Here is a 19,524-nt window from a genome sequence, read left to right as displayed (position 1 = left end):
GGAGACTTGCTCGCAAGCGAATGTCCCAACGTCGAAAAGGCGATTCGAGCAGTGCCCCTTACTCCGACAAAAACACCCGCCCCAGCCGTTCCGCCTCCTCCACGCTGGCCACTACCCGCAGCGGCACATTGAACAGCCCGGCCAGGGCCGCGCTCTGGGTTTGCATCACCAGCCGTTTGGTGGCGTTCGGCTGCACTCCGACCATGCCCTTGCAGGCACGGGCCAGCGCGTCCCGGTTGCGCTTGAGCCACAGCGTGCGCCGCTTGCGGTCCTCATGAGTCTCTTCCGCCACCTCGGCGTTACCCAGCAGCACCACGAACGGTTCCGGTTGGGTAATCAGAGCATCCATCTCTTTCTCCCAGCGCAGCGCGTAACCCTCCGGCAGGGACTCGGGGAAGAAACGCACCACCGGAAAGGCGCTGATGTCGTGAATCTCGAAGTCGTCCAGCGTCATCATCGCCCCTCCCGTTGATCATCCAGCCACTGGCGCAGGCTGGGTTGGCGCACCTGCAGGATATCGAACAGTCCCAGCGCATCCAGCGCCGGCAGCAATTCCGCCAGATCCCGTTCCGCTTCCCGCCGTTGCGGCTCCGGCGTGGCCGGGTCCAGCCACAGGCGGGCATTGACCAGAAACGCGCCCACCGACCCCTTGCGGATGGTGACGCCGTCGAGATTCAGGGTGCTTTGCTCGTCGGGCAGTATGTCATTGGCTCGCATGGTTAGGTCCTTTCAATGGAAGGGCGGGAACAAGGGGGTGAAAACAGACTAGCGCGAAGCGGATGACTGAAATACGGTATGGAGGTCATTCAATAACGGAAACTCGCCATCATGGCTTTAACTTCTGGCAGCGGCTCCTTCCCCGCCTTTCCCGGGCCTCTGGTGGCTCGTGTCTGGAGCAAACGGGACGCCGAACGCGAGGCGCGCATGGCTGGCGTGCACAGTCATGACGAAGGCCAGTTGTGCGGTGCCATCGAAGGGCTGTTGACCGTACGGACCGGCGCCACCCTGTGGGCGGTGCCGGCGGTTCACGCGATCTGGATTCCACCGCGCTGCGAGCACGGTATCGACCCCCATGGCCGGTTCGATGGCTGGGCGCTACTGATGCGTGAGGATCTGTGCGCGGGGCTGCCGGAGGAGCCATGCACGGTGCGGGTTTCCGGGCTGTTGATGGAAGCGGTGAAACGTGCCGCCAGCTGGGACCAGGAGAGCTGGGAGCGTCGGCGCGATCCGCTGGCGGCGGTCATCGCCGCCGAGATTCGCGAGCTGCCGGAAGCGCCGTTGGGGTTGCCCATGCCCACCGATCCACGCCTGCTGAAAGTGGCCCGCGCCCTGCTGGATGATCCGGCGGACCGGCGCGACCAAAGCGAATGGGCGTGTTGGGCCGGGCTCTCGGCGCGCACCCTGTCACGGCGCTTTCCCCAGGAAACCGGCCTCAGCTTCCAGCGATGGCGGCAACGGGCGCGGCTGCTGCGCGCCTTGGAGCGGCTGGCCAACGACACCCCGGTGACCACCGTCGCCCTGGAACTCGGTTACGACAACGTCAGCGCCTTCATCGCCGCCTTCCGCGACAGGTTCGGCGTAACACCAGGGAAGTGGCGGGGGTAGGGGGCGATACCATTCGCCAGCAGGCTGGCTCCCACAATTTGTGCTACGAAGCCGCTGTGGGAGATTCGCCAGCAAGCGGAGCGCCGCCCGGCTGGTCTCCCACAATCTTTCTACAGGGCCGCTGTGGGAGCTTGCCTGCAAGCGAACGGGGTTGCTATCCGTCCAATGGCGTTTTTTCCACGACGACCGGTATCCGTATCCCGACGCTCACCCTGCTAAGTTCAGAGTCCCATCAAGAACCGGAACACCGACATGCCAGGGAAGGCACAGTCACATCGCCTAAGGGCAGGCCGCCATAGCGAAGCCGGGCGGATTTATCATGTTTCAATAACGTGCCATCACCGACACGCTAATTTTGCGCAGCTCGGCCAGGGGCGCTGTGCGGTAAGAGCATTGCGGGCTGTTTCGGATTATGCCGATACCCTGTGCTTCGTGGTGATGCCGGACCATCTGCACTGGTTGCTGCAATTGCGACGTGATGCCGGCCTGTCCGGAACGGTACAGAAGGCGAAGTCAGTAGCAACGAGATATTGGCGCCTTGAGGAGGGGACAAAAGAGCCCCTTTGGCAAAGGGGCTTCCATGATCGGGCACTCCGAAAGGACGACGATGTCGTCGCCGCGGCCAGATACATCATCGCAAATCCTCTACGAGCAGGTCTGGTCCGCTCCGTGCGCGATTATTCGCTCTGGGATGCGGTTTGGATATGAAGACATTCGCCAGCAGGCTGGTTCCCACAGAGTATGCTACGAAGCCGCTGTGGGAGACTTGCTTGCAAGCGAATGCGCTAACGCCGGAGGTCGGGGATTCGCCAACAAGCTGGTCTCCCACAGCTTTTCTACAGGGCTGCTGTGGGAAGCTTGCTTGCAAGCGAATAGCCCGGGTACCGTTAAACCCTTTTCGAACTCGGGAGAACAACAATGGCGAAAGCCTTGGTAATGCGTGAAACCGGTGGCCCGGAAGTGTTGCGGGTGGAAGAGGTGGACGTGGGCGACCCCGGTCCCGGGGAAGTGCGGATCAAACAGACCGCCATCGGCGTCAATTTCCACGACATCTATGTGCGCTCCGGTCTGTATCAAACCTTGCCGCTACCCGGCATCCCCGGCCTGGAAGCCGCCGGTGAGATCACCGCGGTGGGCGAGGGCGTGGGAGGCTTCGCGGTAGGCGAACGAGTGGTGTACGTCTCCGGCAACTACGGCGCCTACGCGGACGAACGGCTAATCAGCGCCGATACCCTGGTGAAGATTCCCGATGGGGTGGATGAGATCAGCGCCGCCTCGATGATGGTGCGCGGCTCCACCGCCCACGTCCTGCTGCATCAGGTGTTCCCGCTACAGGCCGGCCAGACCATCCTGGTGCAATCCGCCGCCGGAGGTGTCGGGCAATTGCTGGTGCAATGGGCACACCATATGGGCGCCACGGTGATCGGCACCGTCGGCAGTGAGGAGAAAGCGGAGCTGGTACGCGCCCGGGGCTGTGACCACGTGATCCTCTATCGCCAGGAAGACATCGTCGAGCGGGTCCGGGAGATCACCCAAGGCGAGGGCGTGGCGGTGGCCTACGATTCCGTCGGCAAGGACACCTTTTACAAGTCCTTGGACTGCCTGGCACCGCTGGGACATTTGGTGAACTTTGGCCAGTCCTCCGGCCCGGTGGAACCGATGCCGGTCTCGCTGCTGGCGCGCGGTTCCAACACCGTGGTGCGGCCCATGCGGGGCCACTACACCCGTGACCCGAAAGAGCGGGACGCCACCGCCGCCGCCTTCTTCGAGGCCCTGAAAAGCGGCGTGCTGACACCGGAGCCGCCACGCGTGTACCCGTTCGAACAGATCGGCCAGGCGCACCAGGATATGGAGGATCGCCTCACCAGCGGCGCGGTGGCGTTGAAGGTGTAAGGCCTGGCGCCGCTGCGTTCGCCCGATTGTATGGCGACATGAATTCGCTGCCAAGGCAGCTTCCCACAGCGGAGGCTACGGAGCCGCTGTGGGAAGCTGCCTTGGCAGCGAACAGGCGAAGCAGGCTGTTCACAACCCTGGGGTAACAGGGAAGAGGCCGGACACAAAGGCCGGGACCCCGTACAATGCCGCCATGACGGAACCGGCCCCCCCTCCTTATCCGGTCCCCGCCGCGGCGGTGGATCGGGAGATTGAAATCAACAAAAGCCGCTTCATCGCCTGGCTGCGACCGGTCACCAACCGGGCGGCGGCACAGGCGGTGCTGGCGGAAGCCCGTGAGCGTTACCCGGACGCCACCCATCACTGCTATGCCTGGCTGATCGGGCCGCCGTCCTCCGCCCAGGGCGCCGCCAACGACGACGGCGAGCCCTCCGGCACCGCCGGACGGCCAATTCTCAACGTGCTGCAGCACAAAGGCGTGGGCGACGCCATGGTGGTGGTGATCCGCTACTTCGGTGGCGTCAAGCTGGGCGCCGGCGGCCTGGTGCGGGCCTATTCCGCCGCGGCGGAAGCGGTGCTGGCGGCCATGGAAGTGATCGAGCAGGAGCCCACCAGCGAGGTCACCGTGAGCCTGGACTTCGCCGGCGAGCAACCCTTGCGCCACTGGTGCGGCCAGCATGAAGCCGAGCTGATGGAGATCCTGTACGGCGAGGGCGTGACCGCCCGCCTCAGCCTGCCGGACCTGGCCCTGGCGGATCTGCGGGCGTTCTGCGCGGCGCATGGGTTTGCCATCGAGAAGTTGTAGGGAGATAGAATCTTCGCCAGCAGGCTAGCTCCCACAGACCATGCCACGAAGCCGCTGTGGGAGCTTGCCTGCAAGCGAATGGAGCAACGTCGGAGGCTGGAATTCGCCAGCAGGCTAGCTCCTACAGACCGTGCTACGAAGCCGCTGTGGGAAGCTTGCTTGCAAGCGAATGGGCCACGCCAGGGGCGGAATTCGCCAGCAGGCTGGCTCCCACAGACCGGGATTCGCCAGCAGGCTGGCTCCTACAGAGTCAGGGAAGCCCCAAGCCAAACACGTGACGCCTTTCACCATGGGCTAACCATCCCACTCCAGGCACTCTCGAAAGCCCCATTCCGATAATAAAAGGAGAGACTCATGTCCATTGTCGATCCGGACAAAGACCGCCTGCCGGAGATCCTCGCCGGCATTCCCGCCGATACCCCCATCGTCATGCTCAATCTGCTGCGTTTTCGCGCCGTGGCCCACTACCGGAAAACCGGTGACGCCGACTACGATGGCCGCGAAGCCTACCGCCGCTATTCCGAAGTGGCGTTCCGCAAAGTCGAAGGCGTGGGCGGCAAACTGATCTGGTCCGGGGACGCCCTGGCCGGGGTGATCGCGCCGCCGGATGAGCACTGGGATGAGGTGCTGCTGGTACGCTACCCCTCGATCCAGGCCTTCGCCGATATGCTGGCGGACCCGGAATACCGGGAAGCCACCCGTCACCGCACCGCCGCCCTGGAAGAAGCCCGCCTGGTCGCCATGAAGCAACAGTCCGCTTAATGCTCTGTAACAATTCCGGATCCGGGGCCGCCCCGGCCCCGTGCGCTGCGGCCCGCTCGCCGGTACCGTCCTGGCTTGCCGGGCCCCGGGGGTGGTCATAAACCGGTAACAGTGAGTCCTGACCCTGTTGCTCCGTGGTCCGGGGAGCAGGGCACCTTACCAACCGTGATTTCTGTCGAACAGAACACAGCGCGCCGAGGCTCGCGATGGCGAAATGATCAGGGCCTCGGGCCGGGCCGGATCGGGGAATCGCCTTTGGAGTAGCCATCCGGTGGTAAAGTCGATGTAAAATGCCGCCTGCCGCCGTATTCACGACGTAACGGCCGGGTCATAATCCCGCTCCGGAAGGAGTGTCAAAACGGGTTGGAAAAGGATCCCCAGTGGTTGATTGGGCTAAGTGGTTAAAAGGCAGCGCCGCCGTCGCGCTGGTCGGATGGGTGTCCGGGGTGCAAGCCGCGCCCTGGGTGGAAACCGGTGACCTGCGCGCCAGGCACCACGTGGAAGCGCTGTCCGCCATGGGCTGCTTCAAGGGGCTGACCCTGACCTGGCCGCTGAACTGGTCGGCGATTGCCGTGGGCATGTCCGGCATGCCGGAAGAATGCCGCAGTTCCGATCACGCCGCCTACCTGCGCGCGGCCATGGATCAGGCCAAGGGCCAGACCCGCACCGCCACCCTCACACTGGGCGGCGCCAACCAGGAACCGCTGTTCTCCCATTTCGGCTCCCAACCCATGGGCGAAGCCGATGCCCGCATGGCCGTCAGCTACACCGGCCGGCGCTGGGCCGCCAACATCGAAGCCCAATACATCGACAACGACCGTGATGAGCGCGAAGTGCGCGCCGACGGCAGCTACGTGGCCGGCCGTTTCGGCAACTGGCAACTGGGCGTCGGCGCCATCGACCGCTGGTGGGGTCCGGGCTGGCACAGTTCCCTGGCCTGGTCGTCCAATGCCCGGCCCGTGGCCGGTTTCTGGGTCAGCCGCCAAACCCCCTATGCACCCCAGTCCCGCTGGCTCAACTGGATCGGCCCCTGGGATCTGCAGATGTTCGGCGGGCAACTGGAGCAGGATCGCACCGTTCCCGATACCAAGCTGTTAGGTGGCCGCTTGACACTACGCCCGGCCTCTTTCCTGCAAATCGGCTTTACCCGGCTGTTCCAATGGGGTGGGGATGGCTTCTCCGAGAGTTGGAGTTCTCTGGGCGACGCCATCATCGGCAAGGACAACGGCCAGACCTCCGGCTTCGACGAAGGCGAGGACCCCAGTAACCAGGTTGCCGGTTTTGATTTCCGTGCAAACTTCCCGTTGTTCGGTGTGCCCACCAGTTTCTATGGCCAGGCCATGGGTGAGGACGAGGCCGGCTATATGCCGTCCAAGTACGCCACCCAGTTCGGCTTCGACTTCCTCACCCATATGGGCAAGGGCAGTCAGCGTTTCTTTATCGAGGGCGCCAACACCGTTGCCGGCGATCTGTTCGGCAACGCCCGTGAAGGCGTGATGTACGAACATTCAAGATATACCAGCGGCTTCCGATATTATGGACGCAACCTGGCCAGCACCTGGGAAAGCGACGCCAAGGTGGCGACCCTGGGGGTACAGCAGTTTTTCCGCAGCGGTGTGGTATTCACCGCGGCCCTCAGCAGCGCCACCCTCAATGTGGACGGCGGCAAACGGGCGCAGGTGCACCCGGACGGCGCCGAAATCCTCCAGGCCGTGGATGAGCAGGATGTGATCCTCGGTGAGCTGCGTCTGGAACACGATTTTCTCGGTGGCCGGCTCACCTGGGCGTTGGCCGCCACCGACGATCCGGTGGAAACCTTCGCTGGCGAGAGCGAACGTTTGACCGCCATGGCGCAATGGCGCCGTACCTTTGACTGGTAACAGGATTTTCCGGTGACTATGACGACAACTACCAAGTCCCTGCTGATCGCCGCCCTGTTGGGTGCGTTGGGCGGTTGTGCCTTCGCTCCGGGCGCGCACATCTCCAACGCGCCGGGCTGGTTCAGCGAAGACGACGGCGTGGAAGCCGAGGCGCTGCCCGATGTGGTGGAAATACACGAGATCAGCACCGCCATTCTGCGGCAGACCGAGCAGGAAGGGCCCTTGATGCCCCCCGAAGCGTTGCTGGACGAACCGGAAGATTACGATTACCGGGTGGGCCCCGGTGACGTACTGCAAATCACCGTTTGGGACCATCCGGAACTGACCATTCCCGCCGGCTCCATGCGCAGCCCCTCTGAGTCCGGTAACTGGGTGCACAACGACGGCACCATCTTTTACCCCTATGTGGGGAAAATCGACGTCAATGGTCTGAAGGTCACCGAGATCCGTGATTTGATCGCGAGCCGTATTTCTCAGTACATCGAAGACCCGCAAGTAGACGTTACCGTGGCGGCGTTCCGCAGCCAGAAGGTTTACGTCACCGGTGAGGTCAAACAGCCGGGGGCCTACCCCATCACCAACGTGCCCATGCGTTTGCTGGACGCGGTGAACGCCGCCGGCGGCCTGGGCGAAAACGCGGACTGGACCGATGTGGATCTGAGCCGTGATGGCACGGACTATCGTTTGAGCCTGAGAGCGGTTTATCAGCAAGGCAATCCGGCCCATAACGTGCTGATGCGCCCCGGCGACGTGGTGCATGTGGCCCGCAATGAAGACAACAAAGTCTTTGTGTTGGGTGAAGTGAAGGAAGCTCAGCCGGTGCCGATGACCCGTAACGGACTGACACTGGCGGAAGCACTGTCCACGGTGGGAGGCTTCAATCAAGATACCGCGGATGCTTCTGGCGTGTTCGTGGTGCGCCGGGCGCAACCGGGCTCCGAACACCTGATCGATGTCTACCAATTGAATGCCAAGGACGCCACCGCGCTGGTGATGGCGGACGCATTTCATCTGCAATCCCGTGATATCGTCTATATCACTGCGGCGCCGGTGGCTCGCTGGAATCGCGTGATCCGGAATATCCTGCCGACAGCTCAAGTCATTTACTATGGTGCTTTGTCACAGGATCGGTTGTGGGACAATGACAACTGATGTTTGACCATATCCTTGTGGTGTGCGATGGCAATATCTGTCGAAGCCCTACGGTGGCGGCGCTACTGCGTGAGCTAAAGCCGGAGAAGGCGGTGAGTTCCGCTGGTCTGGTGGGCCTCGAAGGGCACGATATGGACCAGATGGCCCGGGACGTGGCCCGGGCCAACGGCCTCGATTGTGGCGACCATAGCGGCCGCAAGCTCACCTCCGCCCTGTGTCGCGATGCCGACCTGATCCTGGTGATGGAAACCCGCCAACGAGACCGCATTATCAGTGAGTTTCCCGAAGCCAGTGGCAAGACCTTCCTGTTGAGCCACTGGAATGGCGGCCACGATATTCCCGACCCTTTCCGCCGTGGGCGGGAAGTGTTCGAACGCATCTACCCCATGCTGCGGCAGGCCACCGAGGCCTGGGCCGGCAAACTTTGATCAAAAGGAACGATCTCTCCCTATGAGCAGCCCGCAAACCGACAACTCCGGCCGCCTCAACGTGATCAACGACGAAATCGACCTGCGCCGCCTGTGGGGGCTGCTGATGGACGCCCGCTGGCTGGTTATCGGCACCACGGTGCTGGCGCTGTTGCTGGGGCTGGCCTACGGCTTTGTCGCCACCCCCATTTACAAAGCGGATGGTTTGCTACAGGTGGAACCGAAAACCGGCAGCATGGCGGGCATCGGCGATTTGAACGAGCTGTTGAGCCAGGAATCTTCTGCCGAGGCCGAGATCCAGTTGATCCGTTCCCGCATGGTGCTTGGCCAGGTAGTGGATCAGTTGCACATGGACATCGGCCTGGCGCCAGACCGGCTGCCACTGATCGGTGGTTTCAGGGCTCCGGAGCCGACCCCGGAAGGCGCTCCGGTGCCGCTGTTCGCCGGTTTCCGGGATAGCGAAACTTACGTCACCGTGAATCATTTCAATGTGCCGGACGGTTTGCTGGATGAGCCCTTTACCTTGCAATCCGAGGACGGCCAGCCGGCGCTCTATTACGACGGGGAACTGGTGGCCAAAGGCCCGGCGGATCAACCTCTGCGCAGCGAAGATGGCGGCATCCATCTGGAGTTAGGTGAATGGCAGCCCGGTGGAGAAGATCTCATCCTGACCAAGTATTCGATACTGACCGTGGTCAATGGTATTCGCGCCAACCTTGCTGTCAGCGAGGTGGGCAAACAGACCGGCATCATCAATATGAGTTATACCGGCCCAAATCAGGGACGTATCCGTGCCGTGCTCAACGCCATCGCCGATAACTATGTACTGCAGAACATTCAGCGTACCGCCGAGGAAGCGGAAAAGAGCCTGGAGTTCCTGGATCAGCAACTGCCGGAAATCAAAAGCACGCTAACCAATGCGGAAGAAAAACTTAACGCCTACCGGCTCAAGAGCGAGTCCGTGGACCTGAGCCTGGAAACCCAATCGGTATTGGAACGGCTGGTTTCCATCGAAGCCAAGCTCAATGAATTGAAAATCAAGGAAAGCGAAGTCTCCGCCCGTTTTACCCGTGAGCACCCGGCTTATCGCACCCTGCTGCAACAGCGCCGTTCCTTGGAAGGCGAGAAAGCGGAGATCAACAAGCAGATCAATGAATTGCCGGAAACCCAGCAGGAAATCCTGCGGCTGATGCGTGACGTGGAGGTGAACCAGGAGATTTACGTTGCCTTGCTGAACAAGGTGCAGGAACTGCGCATCATGCGTGCCAGCACCGTGGGTAACGTGCGTGTTATTGATAGTGCACTGGTGCAACCGGAGCCGGTGAAACCGCAAAAAGGCCTGATCGCTGCACTGGCCGGGCTATTGGGGTTGATGATGTCAGTGGGCCATGTGCTGGTGCGTGCCGCTTTCAATCGCGGCGTGGAAACTCCGGATCAGTTGGAAGAGCAGGGCATTTCGGTTTATGCGGCGGTGCCGCTGTCCGAAAGCCAGCAAAAACTGGACCGGGTGATGGCGGCATTGCGCCGTCGCAAACGCGGTAAGCACGAGCCTATTTCCCTGCTGGCGGAAAAAGATCCGGGCGACTTGGCCATCGAGGCGCTGCGCAGCCTGCGCACCAGCCTGCATTTCGCCATGATGGAAGCGGACAATAAAGTACTGATGATCTCCGGCCCCAGCCCGGGGGTGGGTAAATCCTTCGTCACCGCCAACCTGGCGGCGGTGCTGGCCCAGGTAGGACAGCGTGTGGTGGTGGTGGACGCGGATATGCGCAAGGGCCACCTGCACCGCTACTTTGAAAACGATGGCCAGACCGGGCTGTCGTCGTTCCTGTCCGGCCAGGCGGATCTGGATCAGGTGCTGGTGCAAACCAAGGAAGAAAACCTGTCCTTCATTTCCCGTGGCCAGATTCCACCGAACCCGGCGGAGCTGCTGATGCACAAGCGCTTCGGCGAGCTGATGGACAAACTCTCCGAGCAATTCGATCTGGTGCTGGTGGACACGCCGCCGATCCTGGCGGTGACCGACGCCGCCATTGTCGGCCAACTGGCCGGCACCAGCCTGATCGTGGCCCGCTACGGCCAAAACTCGGTGAAGGAAATTGACGTCACCATCAACCGCTTCGAACAGAACAAGGTCACCATCAAAGGCGCCATCCTCAACTGCATCGAACGCCGCGCCTCCAACGAATACGGTTATTACAGCTACTACAAGTACAGTAGCGATAAGAGCTGAGCTTCTCTCTGTGGGAGCTAGCTTGCTAGCGAATGTTTTTATTCATACGTAAGAGCAATTCGCTAGCAAGCTAGCTCCCACAGTAAATCCACACATAAACCCAAACGCTATATCCCCATAGCCAATCAATCATTGAATGGAATATGCGAGCCAGTACCATGGATGGCTTTAAGGTAATCCGCTACCTGACCACGGGCGCTCTCTGACCTATGACTCCGGAAATCCTGTTCACACTGCTGATTGTTCTGGGCGTGCTGGTCGCCCTGGCCAGTAACCGGGTACCGGCGGAAGTGACCATGATGGGGGCCATGGTGATTGTCCTGGTCTCCGGCATCATCACCCCGCAACAGGCCCTGGCCGGGTTCGCCAACCAGGGGTTGATGACCGTCGGCGTGCTGTACATCGTGGCCGCCGCGCTGCGGGATACCGGCGCCATCTATTGGGTGGCCCACAAGCTGCTCGGCCAGCCCAAAACCGCCTTTGGCAGCCAACTCCGTCTGATTGCTCCCACTGCCTTGCTCAGCGCCTTCCTCAACAACACCACCGTGGTGGCGATGATGATCCCGGCGGTGCAGGAATGGGCCCAGCGTCTGCGTTTGTCCGCCTCCAAACTGCTGATGCCGCTCAGCTACGCCGCCATCCTTGGTGGCACCTGCACCCTGATCGGCACCAGCACCAACCTGGTGGTGGACGGCCTGGTGCAGCAAAAAGGACTGCCCGGGTTCCACATTTTCGACCTCACCTGGGTGGGCTTGCCGCTGCTGGTAATCGGATCCGTGTTTCTACTGTTGTTCGGGCGGCGTCTGTTGCCCAGCCGGGAAGGGCTGGTGGAGCAGCTGGAGCACGCCCGCGAATACCATGTGGAAATGCGCATCCCCGAGGGCAGCCCGCTGCATAACAAGACCATCCAGGAAGCCGGCCTGCGCAATCTCACTCACGGTTATCTCACCGAGATCCAGCGCGATGGCCATCTCTATACCGCGGTGGGCCCGGACATGCAGCTGCAGACCGGCGATCAGTTGGCCTTTATCGGTGCCCCGGAGACCGCCCGGGAGTTACAACGGATCAATGGCCTGGTGCCGGCCCACGGCGCCGTGCACAAACTGAACCTCAACACCCATCAGCGCTGTCTGGTGGAGGTAGTAATCGGGCCGGAATTCCCCGGCGTCAACCAGACCGTCAAGGAAGCGGCTTTCCGCACCCGTTACCAAGCCGCCATTCTCAGCATCAGCCGCCATGGTCTGCGCCTGCCCGGCAAGGTGGGGGAAATGGTGCTCAAGGTGGGGGATACGCTGCTGCTGGACACCGGCGAGAGCTTTATCGAACAGTACCGCTACCGCCGCGACTTCATGCTGGTGAGCCCGCTGCGGGATTCCACCCCGCCGGATTTCCGCAAGGCGCCGCTGGCCACCGGCATCCTCGGGCTGATGATCCTGATGAACGTGCTGGGCTGGTTCTCGGTACTGGAAGCGGCGTTCCTGGCCGCCGGGCTGCTGCTGGTGACCCGCTGTGTCACCGTCAACCGCGCCCGTATGAATGTGAGCGTGAACCTGCCGGTGCTGGTGGTGATCGGCGCGTCCTTTGCTTTGGGGACGGCGCTGGAAGAGAGCGGGGCGGCGGGCTGGATCGTGGACAGCCTGTTCCGTGCCCACATCACCTCGCCGTGGATGGCGCTGGTGCTGATCTATGTGATCACGGCGCTGTTCACCGAGCTGATCACCAATAACGCCGCCGCGGTGCTGGTGTTTCCGCTGGCGTTGGGAGTGGCGGAGCAGTTGGGCGTGAGCCCGACGCCCTTCATCGTCGCGGTCATGTTCGCCGCCTCGGCCAGCTTCATGACGCCGCTGGGTTATCAGACCAATCTCATGGTCATGGGGCCGGGCGGTTACCGCTTCACCGACTACCTGCGCATCGGCGTGCCCATGAGCCTGCTGGCGGGGGCGGTATCCATCACGCTGATCCCGCTGGTCTGGCCGTTCTGAGAAAAACATTCGCTGGCAAGCCCGCTCCCACAGCGGCTTCGTAGTTTGTCTCACACAACAAGCATGACTACGAAGCCGCTGTGGGAAGCTTGCTTGCAAGCGAATGTCTTAAACCCCAATCCCTTCAATCAACTGCTTCACGCAGGTCTCAATATCATTCTCCGCGGTGTTGATCACCACCTCCGGCTTCTCCGGCGCCTCATAGGGGCTGTCGATGCCGGTGAATTCCTTGATGATGCCCTGGCGCGCTTTCTGGTAGAGCCCTTTGGGATCACGCTTCTCGCATTCTTCCAGCGGCGCATCCACGAACACTTCCACGAACTCGCCATCCTCGAACAGCTCGCGGGCGGCATCGCGGTCGGCGCGGAACGGGCTGATGAACGCGGTCACCACCACCAGGCCGGCGTCCACCATCAGCTTCGCCACTTCGGAGACACGGCGGATGTTCTCGGTGCGGTCCTCGTCGCTCATGCCCAGGTTCTTGTTCAGGCCGTGGCGCACGTTGTCCCCGTCCAGCAGATAGGTGTGCTTGCCTTGCTGAGTCAAAGCCACTTCCAGAGCGTTGGCCAGAGTGGATTTGCCGGAACCGGACAGACCGGTCAGCCAGATGCACTTGGGAGTCTGGCCCTTGGCCTTGGCCCGGTCGGCCTTGGTCAGGTGGGACTGATGCCAGATCACTTCGGCCTTGGCGTCGTGCTCACGCTTCTGATAAGGGCTGTCGCTCATTGAATCCTCCATTGATGGTAAATGCCGGCTGGCAGCCCGCTATGGTAGGGCTTTGGCCGGGGGGTTCAATATCTATTGGTTCTTTGCTTAAACCTTCGCCAGCAGGCTGGCTCCCACAGCAATCCACGAAGCCGCTGTGGGAGCGAGCTTGCTAGCGAATGTATGCCGTGCCCCCTTCGCATCAAAAAATGCCAGGATAATAAAAAAGCATTGCCAAACATTTTTCCTTAATCCTTTAGGATTAGAAAAAAAGAGCACCATCGTCCAGCCCAACCCCTTGAAGCGGCAACACTTTTACGGAAATCGGCACTGTCAGGAAAGGGTCACAAAAGACTACCAGAATCGCCAACTGACAATATTGTGAAGGCACCTGGGTATCGGTAGTATCGTGCCCGGGCGGTGAATGCAAATAATAGAAACCGATGAAGTGTTACAGGGGTGTAAAAACTTCACAAACCGGTATCCGCTCAATGTTCAGGTCAGGGGGATCCCAGTACAGTGCGGAGCGGCTGGCGCGATTGGAATGATCGCGGACCAGGCCGAGTAGTTGGTAAACAGCCAGGACGTAAGGATGCGATCGGCATGAGGAGGCAAGCAACTTGGGACGCCCCGCGACAGCCACAGTTCGGCACCCCATGCCGGCCCGCTTGTAGAGGCTTCGGGTAACCTATGTTGGACCCCAGCTCATCCGTGACGAACACCGCCGCCGGCCAGGATGCCTGGTACGTGGTGCAGTGCCGCGCCAACCAGAACTACCGGGCCCGGGAAAACCTGGAAAACCAGGGTTTCACCTGCTTTCTCCCGGAACTCTCCGTGGAACGCCTGCGCGCCGGACGCCGTATCCAGCGCGAGGAACCGTTATTCCCCGGCTATTTATTTATCCGTCTCGATCGCGCTGGTGGCTGGCACACGGTGCGCTCCACCCGTGGAGTGCAGAAACTGGTCACCTTCGGCAACCAGCCGGTACCGGTACCCGACCGCGTGGTGGAAGAACTGCAAACCCGTACCGAAAGTAAGGACCAGGAGCAGGCCTTTGCTCCCGGCGATACCCTGCGTATTGAAAACGGCCCCTTCAAGGACCTGGAAGCGGTATTCCAGCGCTTTGATGGCCAGGAAAGAGTGATCGTTCTGATGGGCATGCTGCACAAGCAGCACCAGTTAACCCTGTCCATCAAGGACGTCAGCCGCCATTAGCCCCCCAAATGGGGGATGGTCAACCGGATTGGCGGCCATACAATGCAACCGGGCCAACACCGCCCACCCGTTCTCAGGGAACCGACGGTAAACCCTGTGGCGGTAGCGTGCCCGGAGAGGGTGAATAGCAGCTTCACGGCGTACCCGAATTTGCGCTATATTCATAACTGCTCAATATGAATAGGAGTCAGCCATGGCTACGACAAGTTTGACCTTGGGCTCCCATTGGGAGCGCTTTGTTAAAGAAGAGGTCGCTAGCGGTCGGTACGGATCCGTCAGTGAAGTGATCCGGGACGGGTTACGTACTCTGGAAATGCGCCAGACAAAATTGGCGACCTTGCGCGCTCATCTCTTGGAAGGCGAAGAGCAGGCGGCTCGTGGTGAATACGTTGACAACTTCAGCATGGATGAGCTGATCAGGGATCAGGATGATGCCAAACAGCACTCGATATCGGGTAACACTCCGGGCCAGGGATGACCTCATTGCTATTGCCCGATATACAGCAGCCAATTGGGGCCGGGCGCAGCGCGACATATACATGCGGAACATGGAGCAACGTTTCGTGTGGCTTGCGGAAAATCCGGCGCGGGGGCGTCATCGACAGGATATCAAGAAGGGCTACCACTGTTATCCTCAAGGGAGCCACTTAATCTTCTATGTAATCAATGAGTGGGGAATCGACATCATCGGCATTCCCCACAAACGCATGGATATAGAAGAGCACTTCTAGCATTTCCTGCTGACCCTCTACATCGCCGCTGTGGGAGCGGGCTTGCCAGCGAAGTAGGCACGCCGAACGCCGTATTCGCGGCCAAGGCCGCTTCCCACAGCGGCTTCGAGGCCCCCTGTGGGAAGATTGTCGGGCGGCGCTCCGCTCGCAAGCGAACATTGAAAATGCCCGTATTCATAAAAAGGTGTACACTTAACCCCCAATAAAGGGGTGTAAATGTGCACTTATGACCCGAGACGAACTACAGAAAACCTTGAGCGAATGGGACAAACGTGGCCGGTACGTCTTCTCCCGCCACGACATGCGGCGCCTGTTTCCCAATGAATCGGAAAAGTCATTGGAAAAGGGGCTGGCGCGCATGGTAGAGCGTGGCTTGCTACAGCGCGCCGCTCGAGGGGTGTATCTGAACCCCTACGCCGGCAGCCAGGACGGCTACGCCATCGAGCATATCGCCAAGGCGCTGCGTCCCGGTGAGTACAACTACGTGAGTCTCGAATCCGCCCTGAGCGAATACGGCGTGATTTCGCAGATCCCCATCGACCGGCTCACCGTGATGACTACCGGTCGCAAGGGCACCTACCGGACCCGTCACGGCACCATCGAGTTCACTCATACCAAGAGAGGGCTCGACGAGATATTACAGAGCATGGTGCCGGTACCGGGGCGGCCATTGCGCATCGCCACGCTAGCCGCCGCCCGCCGGGACTTGCGCCGTGTAGGCCGCAATTGCCATCTGATGGAACAGGAGGGGGCCGGTGATGGCCAGTAAGGATTTCGAGGCGCTGGTCACCCGGGCCATGGCGGTGCCGGGCCGGACCCACATGCGCCCGGTGGTGGAAAAGGAGCTGTTGCATTACGACATCCTGTTCGCCTTGGACCGGCAGGGCCTTCTCGACCGGTTGACGTTTCAGGGAGGGACCAGTCTGCGGCTTTGTCACGGTGCCCCCAGGTTCTCGGAAGACTTGGATTTCGTCGCCGGCACGGAGTTCGGTGATCCGGAACTTCAGGACATCAAAGTCTGCCTGGAACAGTATCTGGGCGAGCGTTATGGGCTCCAGGTGTGGGTCAAAGAGCCGCCGTCAGGTGACGATACCCGGCCGGGCGTACAGGTCCGGCGCTGGCAGGTCAGTATTCGTACCGCTCCGGAGCGGCCGGATCTGCCACACCAGCGGATCAAATTGGAGGTGGTCAATGTGCCCGCCCATACCCGGGTACTCATGCCGCTGCGCCACAACTACGATTTTCTGCCCGATGGCTATGATGAAACCCTGGTCGGCGTGGAAACGCTGGACGAAGTGTTCGTGGACAAGCTGATCGCCTATCCGGCAACGGCGCACCCCCGCTACCGGGACATCTGGGACTTGCAATGGCTGGCCCAGCGGGAAGCTAAAATGGACGAAGCCGTACTGCGCGCCAAAATCGATGATTATGGGCTTGAGGATTATCCCGGCAAGCTGGAACAGGCCATCAAGGAACTGCCGGGACGTATCCAAAGCCAAGCGTTCATGGATACACTGAGCCGTTTTCTGCCCGAGGATACCCTGGATCGGACCCTCAAAAGAGCAGGGTTCCTGGACTATCTGACCAGCGCCGTCGGCGGCCATTTGCAAACCGCCCTAAAGGCGTTGCGAGCGGGCTCCGCGCCTGAACCACCGTTCAATATGTAAGTATGCTGTCCGTGGCAGCACCTGCAACGCAAACTAAGCCGCCTGCTCCCCCAGCCCTGCTGGCGAACCTGCTCTCTACACCGCCGCTGTGGGAGCTAGCTTGCCAGCGAATCCGTTCTCCCGAACAGGGAGAACGGACAAAAAACAAAAAAGAAACACCAAGGGGGAAGACGGTGCGCTGACCCAGCACCCGCTGGTCCGGCTCCGGATGGCACTGTCCATGTGTCCATGTCAGAATTGGAGCCATGAAAGAGACAGAGGGCAGAGAGATGGACTTTCAGACCATTGAAACCGAGGCGCTCCACCTCTCCAGAGAAGAGCGAACTCGTCTGATCAAGCAGCTTGTTTTGAGCCTGGATACGCCCTCCAAGGAGGAATTGAGAGACGATTGGCTCAGAGAAGCCCGGCGTAGAGCAACGGAATGGGACGAGGGTGTGATCCAACCCACGCCCGGAGATGAGGTATTGAAGAAGGCCCGAGCACTGATTCGATGAGCTATGAATTCCACCCGGCAGCGGAGGCCGAATTCCTGGAATCTGTTGGGCACTACGAATCCCGGGTTCCAGGATTGGGTGGCGCCCTGATCGAAGAAGTCGAGGCAGCTCTGGTCCTGATTGAAGAAACCCCTACCGCTTGGCAAATTGAATGTCAGCCGGATATTCGAAGGGTCCCGCTACATCGTTTTCCTGTTTCCCTGATTTACCGGGAACGAGAGGGTGAGCTGCATATACTGGCATTTGCTCACCACCGACGCCGTCCCCAATACTGGCTGGATCGTCGGTAACAAGCCCAATTCTCGGAATAAAGCGCCCTCTACACCGCCGCTGTAGGAGCGGGCTTGCCAGCGACCCCGCTCTCTACATCGCCGCTGTAGGAGCCAGCCTGCTGGCGAACCCGCTCTCTACATCGCCGCTGTGGGAGCTAGCTTGCTGGCGAATCCGTTCTCCCCAACAGGGAGAACGGACAAAAAAACATAAAAAAGGCAACACCAAGGAAGGGGGGAACCACAATGCACCAATCCAGCACCCGCTGGCCGGTAATCCGCCACCACGGCGCCGTCGACGGCGTCACCGGATCCGCCCACGAACTGTGTTTGGACCACCAGCACAGCCTGCTGGTGGACTGCGGCCTGTTCCAAGGCCGCGACCAGGGCCCCGGCGGCGCCAACGCCGACGACCTGACCATCGACTTCCCGGTGGCTCAAATCAAGGCCCTGGTAATCACCCACGTGCACATAGACCACGTGGGCCGAATACCCTGGCTGCTGGCGGCGGGCTTCAAAGGCCCGATCCTCTGCAGCCAACCCTCGGCGAAGCTGCTGCCCATTGTCCTGGAGGACGCCTTCAAACTGGGCTTCAGCCGCCGGCCAGACGACATCGACCGCTACCTGCGGGTGATCAAACGGCGCCTGGTGCCGCTGCCCTACGACCAATGGCACACCGCCCTGGACGCCGGCCACGGCCAGATACGAATAAGGCTGAGACGAGCAGGGCACATCCTCGGCTCCGCCTACGTGGAATGCGACGTAAAAGGGCCGCCGGGCCGGCACCGGGTGGTGTTCTCCGGCGACCTGGGCGCACCGCACGCCCCCATGTTGCCGGCACCCAAACCGCCCCACGGCTGCGACACCCTGGTGATCGAAAGCACCTACGGGGATCGCAACCACGAAGACAGGAAGGAACGCCAGCAGCGGCTGCAACGGGTACTGGCCCGCGCCCTGCAGGACCGGGGCACCGTCCTGATCCCGGCCTTCAGCATCGGCCGCACTCAGGAACTGTTGTACGAACTGGAGGACATCCTCCACCGCAACCAAAAGAGCAGAGTGCACAACGCTCTGCCCTGGAAGGAACTACCGGTGATTCTGGACTCCCCGCTGGCCAGCCGCTTCACCAGGGCCTACCGGGAACTGAGGCCCTACTGGGAGCAGGAAGCGCTCAAGCGGATCACCAAGGGCCGCAAGCCCCTGGGCTTTAAACAACTGCTCACGGTGGACGACCACGACGCCCACCTGAGAATGGTCCGCCACCTGGTGGACAGCGCCCGCCCCGCCGTGGTGATCTCCGGCAGTGGCATGTGCACCGGTGGCCGCATCGTCAACTACCTGAAGGCGATGCTGCACGATCCGAGGCATAATGTGCTGTTCGTGGGCTACCAAGGCAAAGGCACACCGGGGCGACAGATACAACGGGAAGGGCAGGGCGGCACTGTAACCCTGGACGGAGAAACCCACGCCATCCAGGCAGGCGTGGACAACCTGGGGGGCTACTCCGCCCATGCCGACCAGCGAGGGCTGGTGCGATTCGTTCGCAGCATACGGAAAAGGCCAAGGATTATCCGTATTGTGCATGGTAGTACTCACGCGAAGCGGCAATTGCGAAATGCTCTTACCCAACAATACCGGAGGCGAGATCTAACGTCTGAAATTGAAATCCCTATCTAAAACTAATGCTTGGTCAAATTTCACTA

Annotated in this window: 21 protein-coding genes; 18 read left to right on the top strand and 3 right to left on the bottom strand. The window is 61.1% G+C overall.

Annotated features, from left to right (window positions below; all coding sequences use genetic code 11):
* Positions 1–58: 58 nt before the first annotated feature.
* Together MA04_RS14225 and MA04_RS14220 are read right to left on the bottom strand one after the other, a co-directional pair.
* Positions 59–457 carry a GntR family transcriptional regulator gene (locus MA04_RS14225; RefSeq protein WP_262461116.1) on the bottom strand — a complete coding sequence of 133 codons (399 nt, stop codon included), beginning with the start codon at positions 455–457 and terminating at the stop codon, positions 59–61.
* Positions 454–717: a hypothetical protein gene (locus tag MA04_RS14220; RefSeq protein ID WP_163121362.1), complete on the bottom strand. Its 264-nt coding sequence runs from the start codon at positions 715–717 to the stop codon at positions 454–456. Before MA04_RS14220 ends, MA04_RS14225 begins: the two co-directional genes overlap by 4 nt.
* Positions 718–828: 111 nt before the next feature.
* Between MA04_RS14220 and MA04_RS14215 the strand changes: the two genes are divergently transcribed.
* The 10 genes from MA04_RS14215 to MA04_RS14170 all read left to right on the top strand — a co-directional run bounded on the left by MA04_RS14215 (position 829) and on the right by MA04_RS14170 (position 12,740).
* On the top strand, positions 829–1,605 hold the full coding sequence (locus MA04_RS14215) for an AraC family transcriptional regulator (RefSeq protein WP_262461113.1): 777 nt from the start codon (positions 829–831) through the stop codon (positions 1,603–1,605).
* Between the two features lie 252 nt (positions 1,606–1,857).
* Complete coding sequence (locus tag MA04_RS14210) at positions 1,858–2,313, top strand: REP-associated tyrosine transposase (protein WP_163121358.1); 456 nt, start codon at positions 1,858–1,860, stop codon at positions 2,311–2,313.
* Between the two features lie 210 nt (positions 2,314–2,523).
* Positions 2,524–3,498, top strand: coding sequence for a quinone oxidoreductase family protein (locus MA04_RS14205; RefSeq protein ID WP_262461112.1), 975 nt, complete (start codon positions 2,524–2,526; stop codon positions 3,496–3,498).
* 193 nt (positions 3,499–3,691) lie between these two features.
* Entirely contained in the window at positions 3,692–4,303 is a 612-nt protein-coding gene (locus tag MA04_RS14200; RefSeq protein WP_262461111.1) for an IMPACT family protein, read from the top strand.
* Positions 4,304–4,657: 354 nt separating this feature from the next.
* Positions 4,658–5,065: a DUF1330 domain-containing protein gene (locus MA04_RS14195; protein ID WP_262461110.1), complete on the top strand. Its 408-nt coding sequence runs from the start codon at positions 4,658–4,660 to the stop codon at positions 5,063–5,065.
* Positions 5,066–5,445: 380 nt separating this feature from the next.
* Positions 5,446–6,945 (top strand): capsule assembly Wzi family protein, encoded by a 1,500-nt coding sequence (locus MA04_RS14190; RefSeq protein ID WP_262461109.1) that lies wholly within the window; start codon positions 5,446–5,448, stop codon positions 6,943–6,945.
* A gap of 18 nt (positions 6,946–6,963) precedes the next feature.
* Positions 6,964–8,097, top strand: a complete 1,134-nt coding sequence (locus MA04_RS14185) for a polysaccharide export protein (RefSeq protein WP_262461108.1) — start codon at positions 6,964–6,966, stop codon at positions 8,095–8,097.
* On the top strand, positions 8,097–8,525 hold the full coding sequence (locus MA04_RS14180; protein WP_262461107.1) for a low molecular weight protein-tyrosine-phosphatase: 429 nt from the start codon (positions 8,097–8,099) through the stop codon (positions 8,523–8,525). Before MA04_RS14185 ends, MA04_RS14180 begins: the two co-directional genes overlap by 1 nt.
* A 22-nt stretch (positions 8,526–8,547) precedes the next feature.
* A complete protein-coding gene (locus MA04_RS14175) occupies positions 8,548–10,758 on the top strand; it encodes a polysaccharide biosynthesis tyrosine autokinase (RefSeq protein ID WP_262461106.1) in 2,211 nt (736 codons plus the stop codon).
* A 209-nt stretch (positions 10,759–10,967) separates the two neighbouring features.
* Positions 10,968–12,740 carry an SLC13 family permease gene (locus tag MA04_RS14170; protein ID WP_262461105.1) on the top strand — a complete coding sequence of 591 codons (1,773 nt, stop codon included), beginning with the start codon at positions 10,968–10,970 and terminating at the stop codon, positions 12,738–12,740.
* 108 nt (positions 12,741–12,848) lie between these two features.
* Here MA04_RS14170 and cysC read toward each other — a convergent pair whose 3' ends face one another.
* A complete protein-coding gene (gene cysC / locus MA04_RS14165) occupies positions 12,849–13,466 on the bottom strand; it encodes an adenylyl-sulfate kinase (RefSeq protein WP_026950059.1) in 618 nt (205 codons plus the stop codon).
* Between the two features lie 690 nt (positions 13,467–14,156).
* Here cysC and rfaH point away from each other — a divergent pair.
* From rfaH to MA04_RS14125, 8 genes are all read left to right on the top strand, one after another.
* Positions 14,157–14,660, top strand: a complete 504-nt coding sequence (gene rfaH / locus MA04_RS14160) for a transcription/translation regulatory transformer protein RfaH (RefSeq protein WP_262461103.1) — start codon at positions 14,157–14,159, stop codon at positions 14,658–14,660.
* Positions 14,661–14,853: 193 nt separating this feature from the next.
* Positions 14,854–15,138 (top strand): type II toxin-antitoxin system ParD family antitoxin, encoded by a 285-nt coding sequence (locus tag MA04_RS14155; RefSeq protein WP_163121338.1) that lies wholly within the window; start codon positions 14,854–14,856, stop codon positions 15,136–15,138.
* A complete protein-coding gene (locus MA04_RS14150) occupies positions 15,089–15,391 on the top strand; it encodes a type II toxin-antitoxin system RelE/ParE family toxin (protein ID WP_316252608.1) in 303 nt (100 codons plus the stop codon). The genes MA04_RS14155 and MA04_RS14150 overlap by 50 nt, the downstream gene beginning before the upstream one ends.
* Before the next feature lie 226 nt (positions 15,392–15,617).
* Entirely contained in the window at positions 15,618–16,160 is a 543-nt protein-coding gene (gene abiEi / locus MA04_RS14145) for a type IV toxin-antitoxin system AbiEi family antitoxin (RefSeq protein WP_063140803.1), read from the top strand.
* Positions 16,150–17,058 (top strand): nucleotidyl transferase AbiEii/AbiGii toxin family protein, encoded by a 909-nt coding sequence (locus MA04_RS14140; RefSeq protein ID WP_163121336.1) that lies wholly within the window; start codon positions 16,150–16,152, stop codon positions 17,056–17,058. Before abiEi ends, MA04_RS14140 begins: the two co-directional genes overlap by 11 nt.
* 245 nt (positions 17,059–17,303) lie before the next feature.
* Positions 17,304–17,552 carry an addiction module protein gene (locus MA04_RS14135; RefSeq protein WP_022997210.1) on the top strand — a complete coding sequence of 83 codons (249 nt, stop codon included), beginning with the start codon at positions 17,304–17,306 and terminating at the stop codon, positions 17,550–17,552.
* Positions 17,549–17,842: a type II toxin-antitoxin system RelE/ParE family toxin gene (locus tag MA04_RS14130; protein ID WP_163121334.1), complete on the top strand. Its 294-nt coding sequence runs from the start codon at positions 17,549–17,551 to the stop codon at positions 17,840–17,842. Before MA04_RS14135 ends, MA04_RS14130 begins: the two co-directional genes overlap by 4 nt.
* 225 nt (positions 17,843–18,067) lie before the next feature.
* Positions 18,068–19,498 carry an MBL fold metallo-hydrolase RNA specificity domain-containing protein gene (locus MA04_RS14125; protein ID WP_262461101.1) on the top strand — a complete coding sequence of 477 codons (1,431 nt, stop codon included), beginning with the start codon at positions 18,068–18,070 and terminating at the stop codon, positions 19,496–19,498.
* Positions 19,499–19,524: the final 26 nt, after the last annotated feature.

Source organism: Alloalcanivorax balearicus MACL04 (genome assembly GCF_025532145.1).
GTDB classification, from domain to species: Bacteria; Pseudomonadota; Gammaproteobacteria; order Pseudomonadales; family Alcanivoracaceae; genus Alloalcanivorax; species Alloalcanivorax balearicus.
Note: the sequence above shows the minus strand (reverse complement) of the source record. Positions and strands in the feature narration are given on the sequence as shown.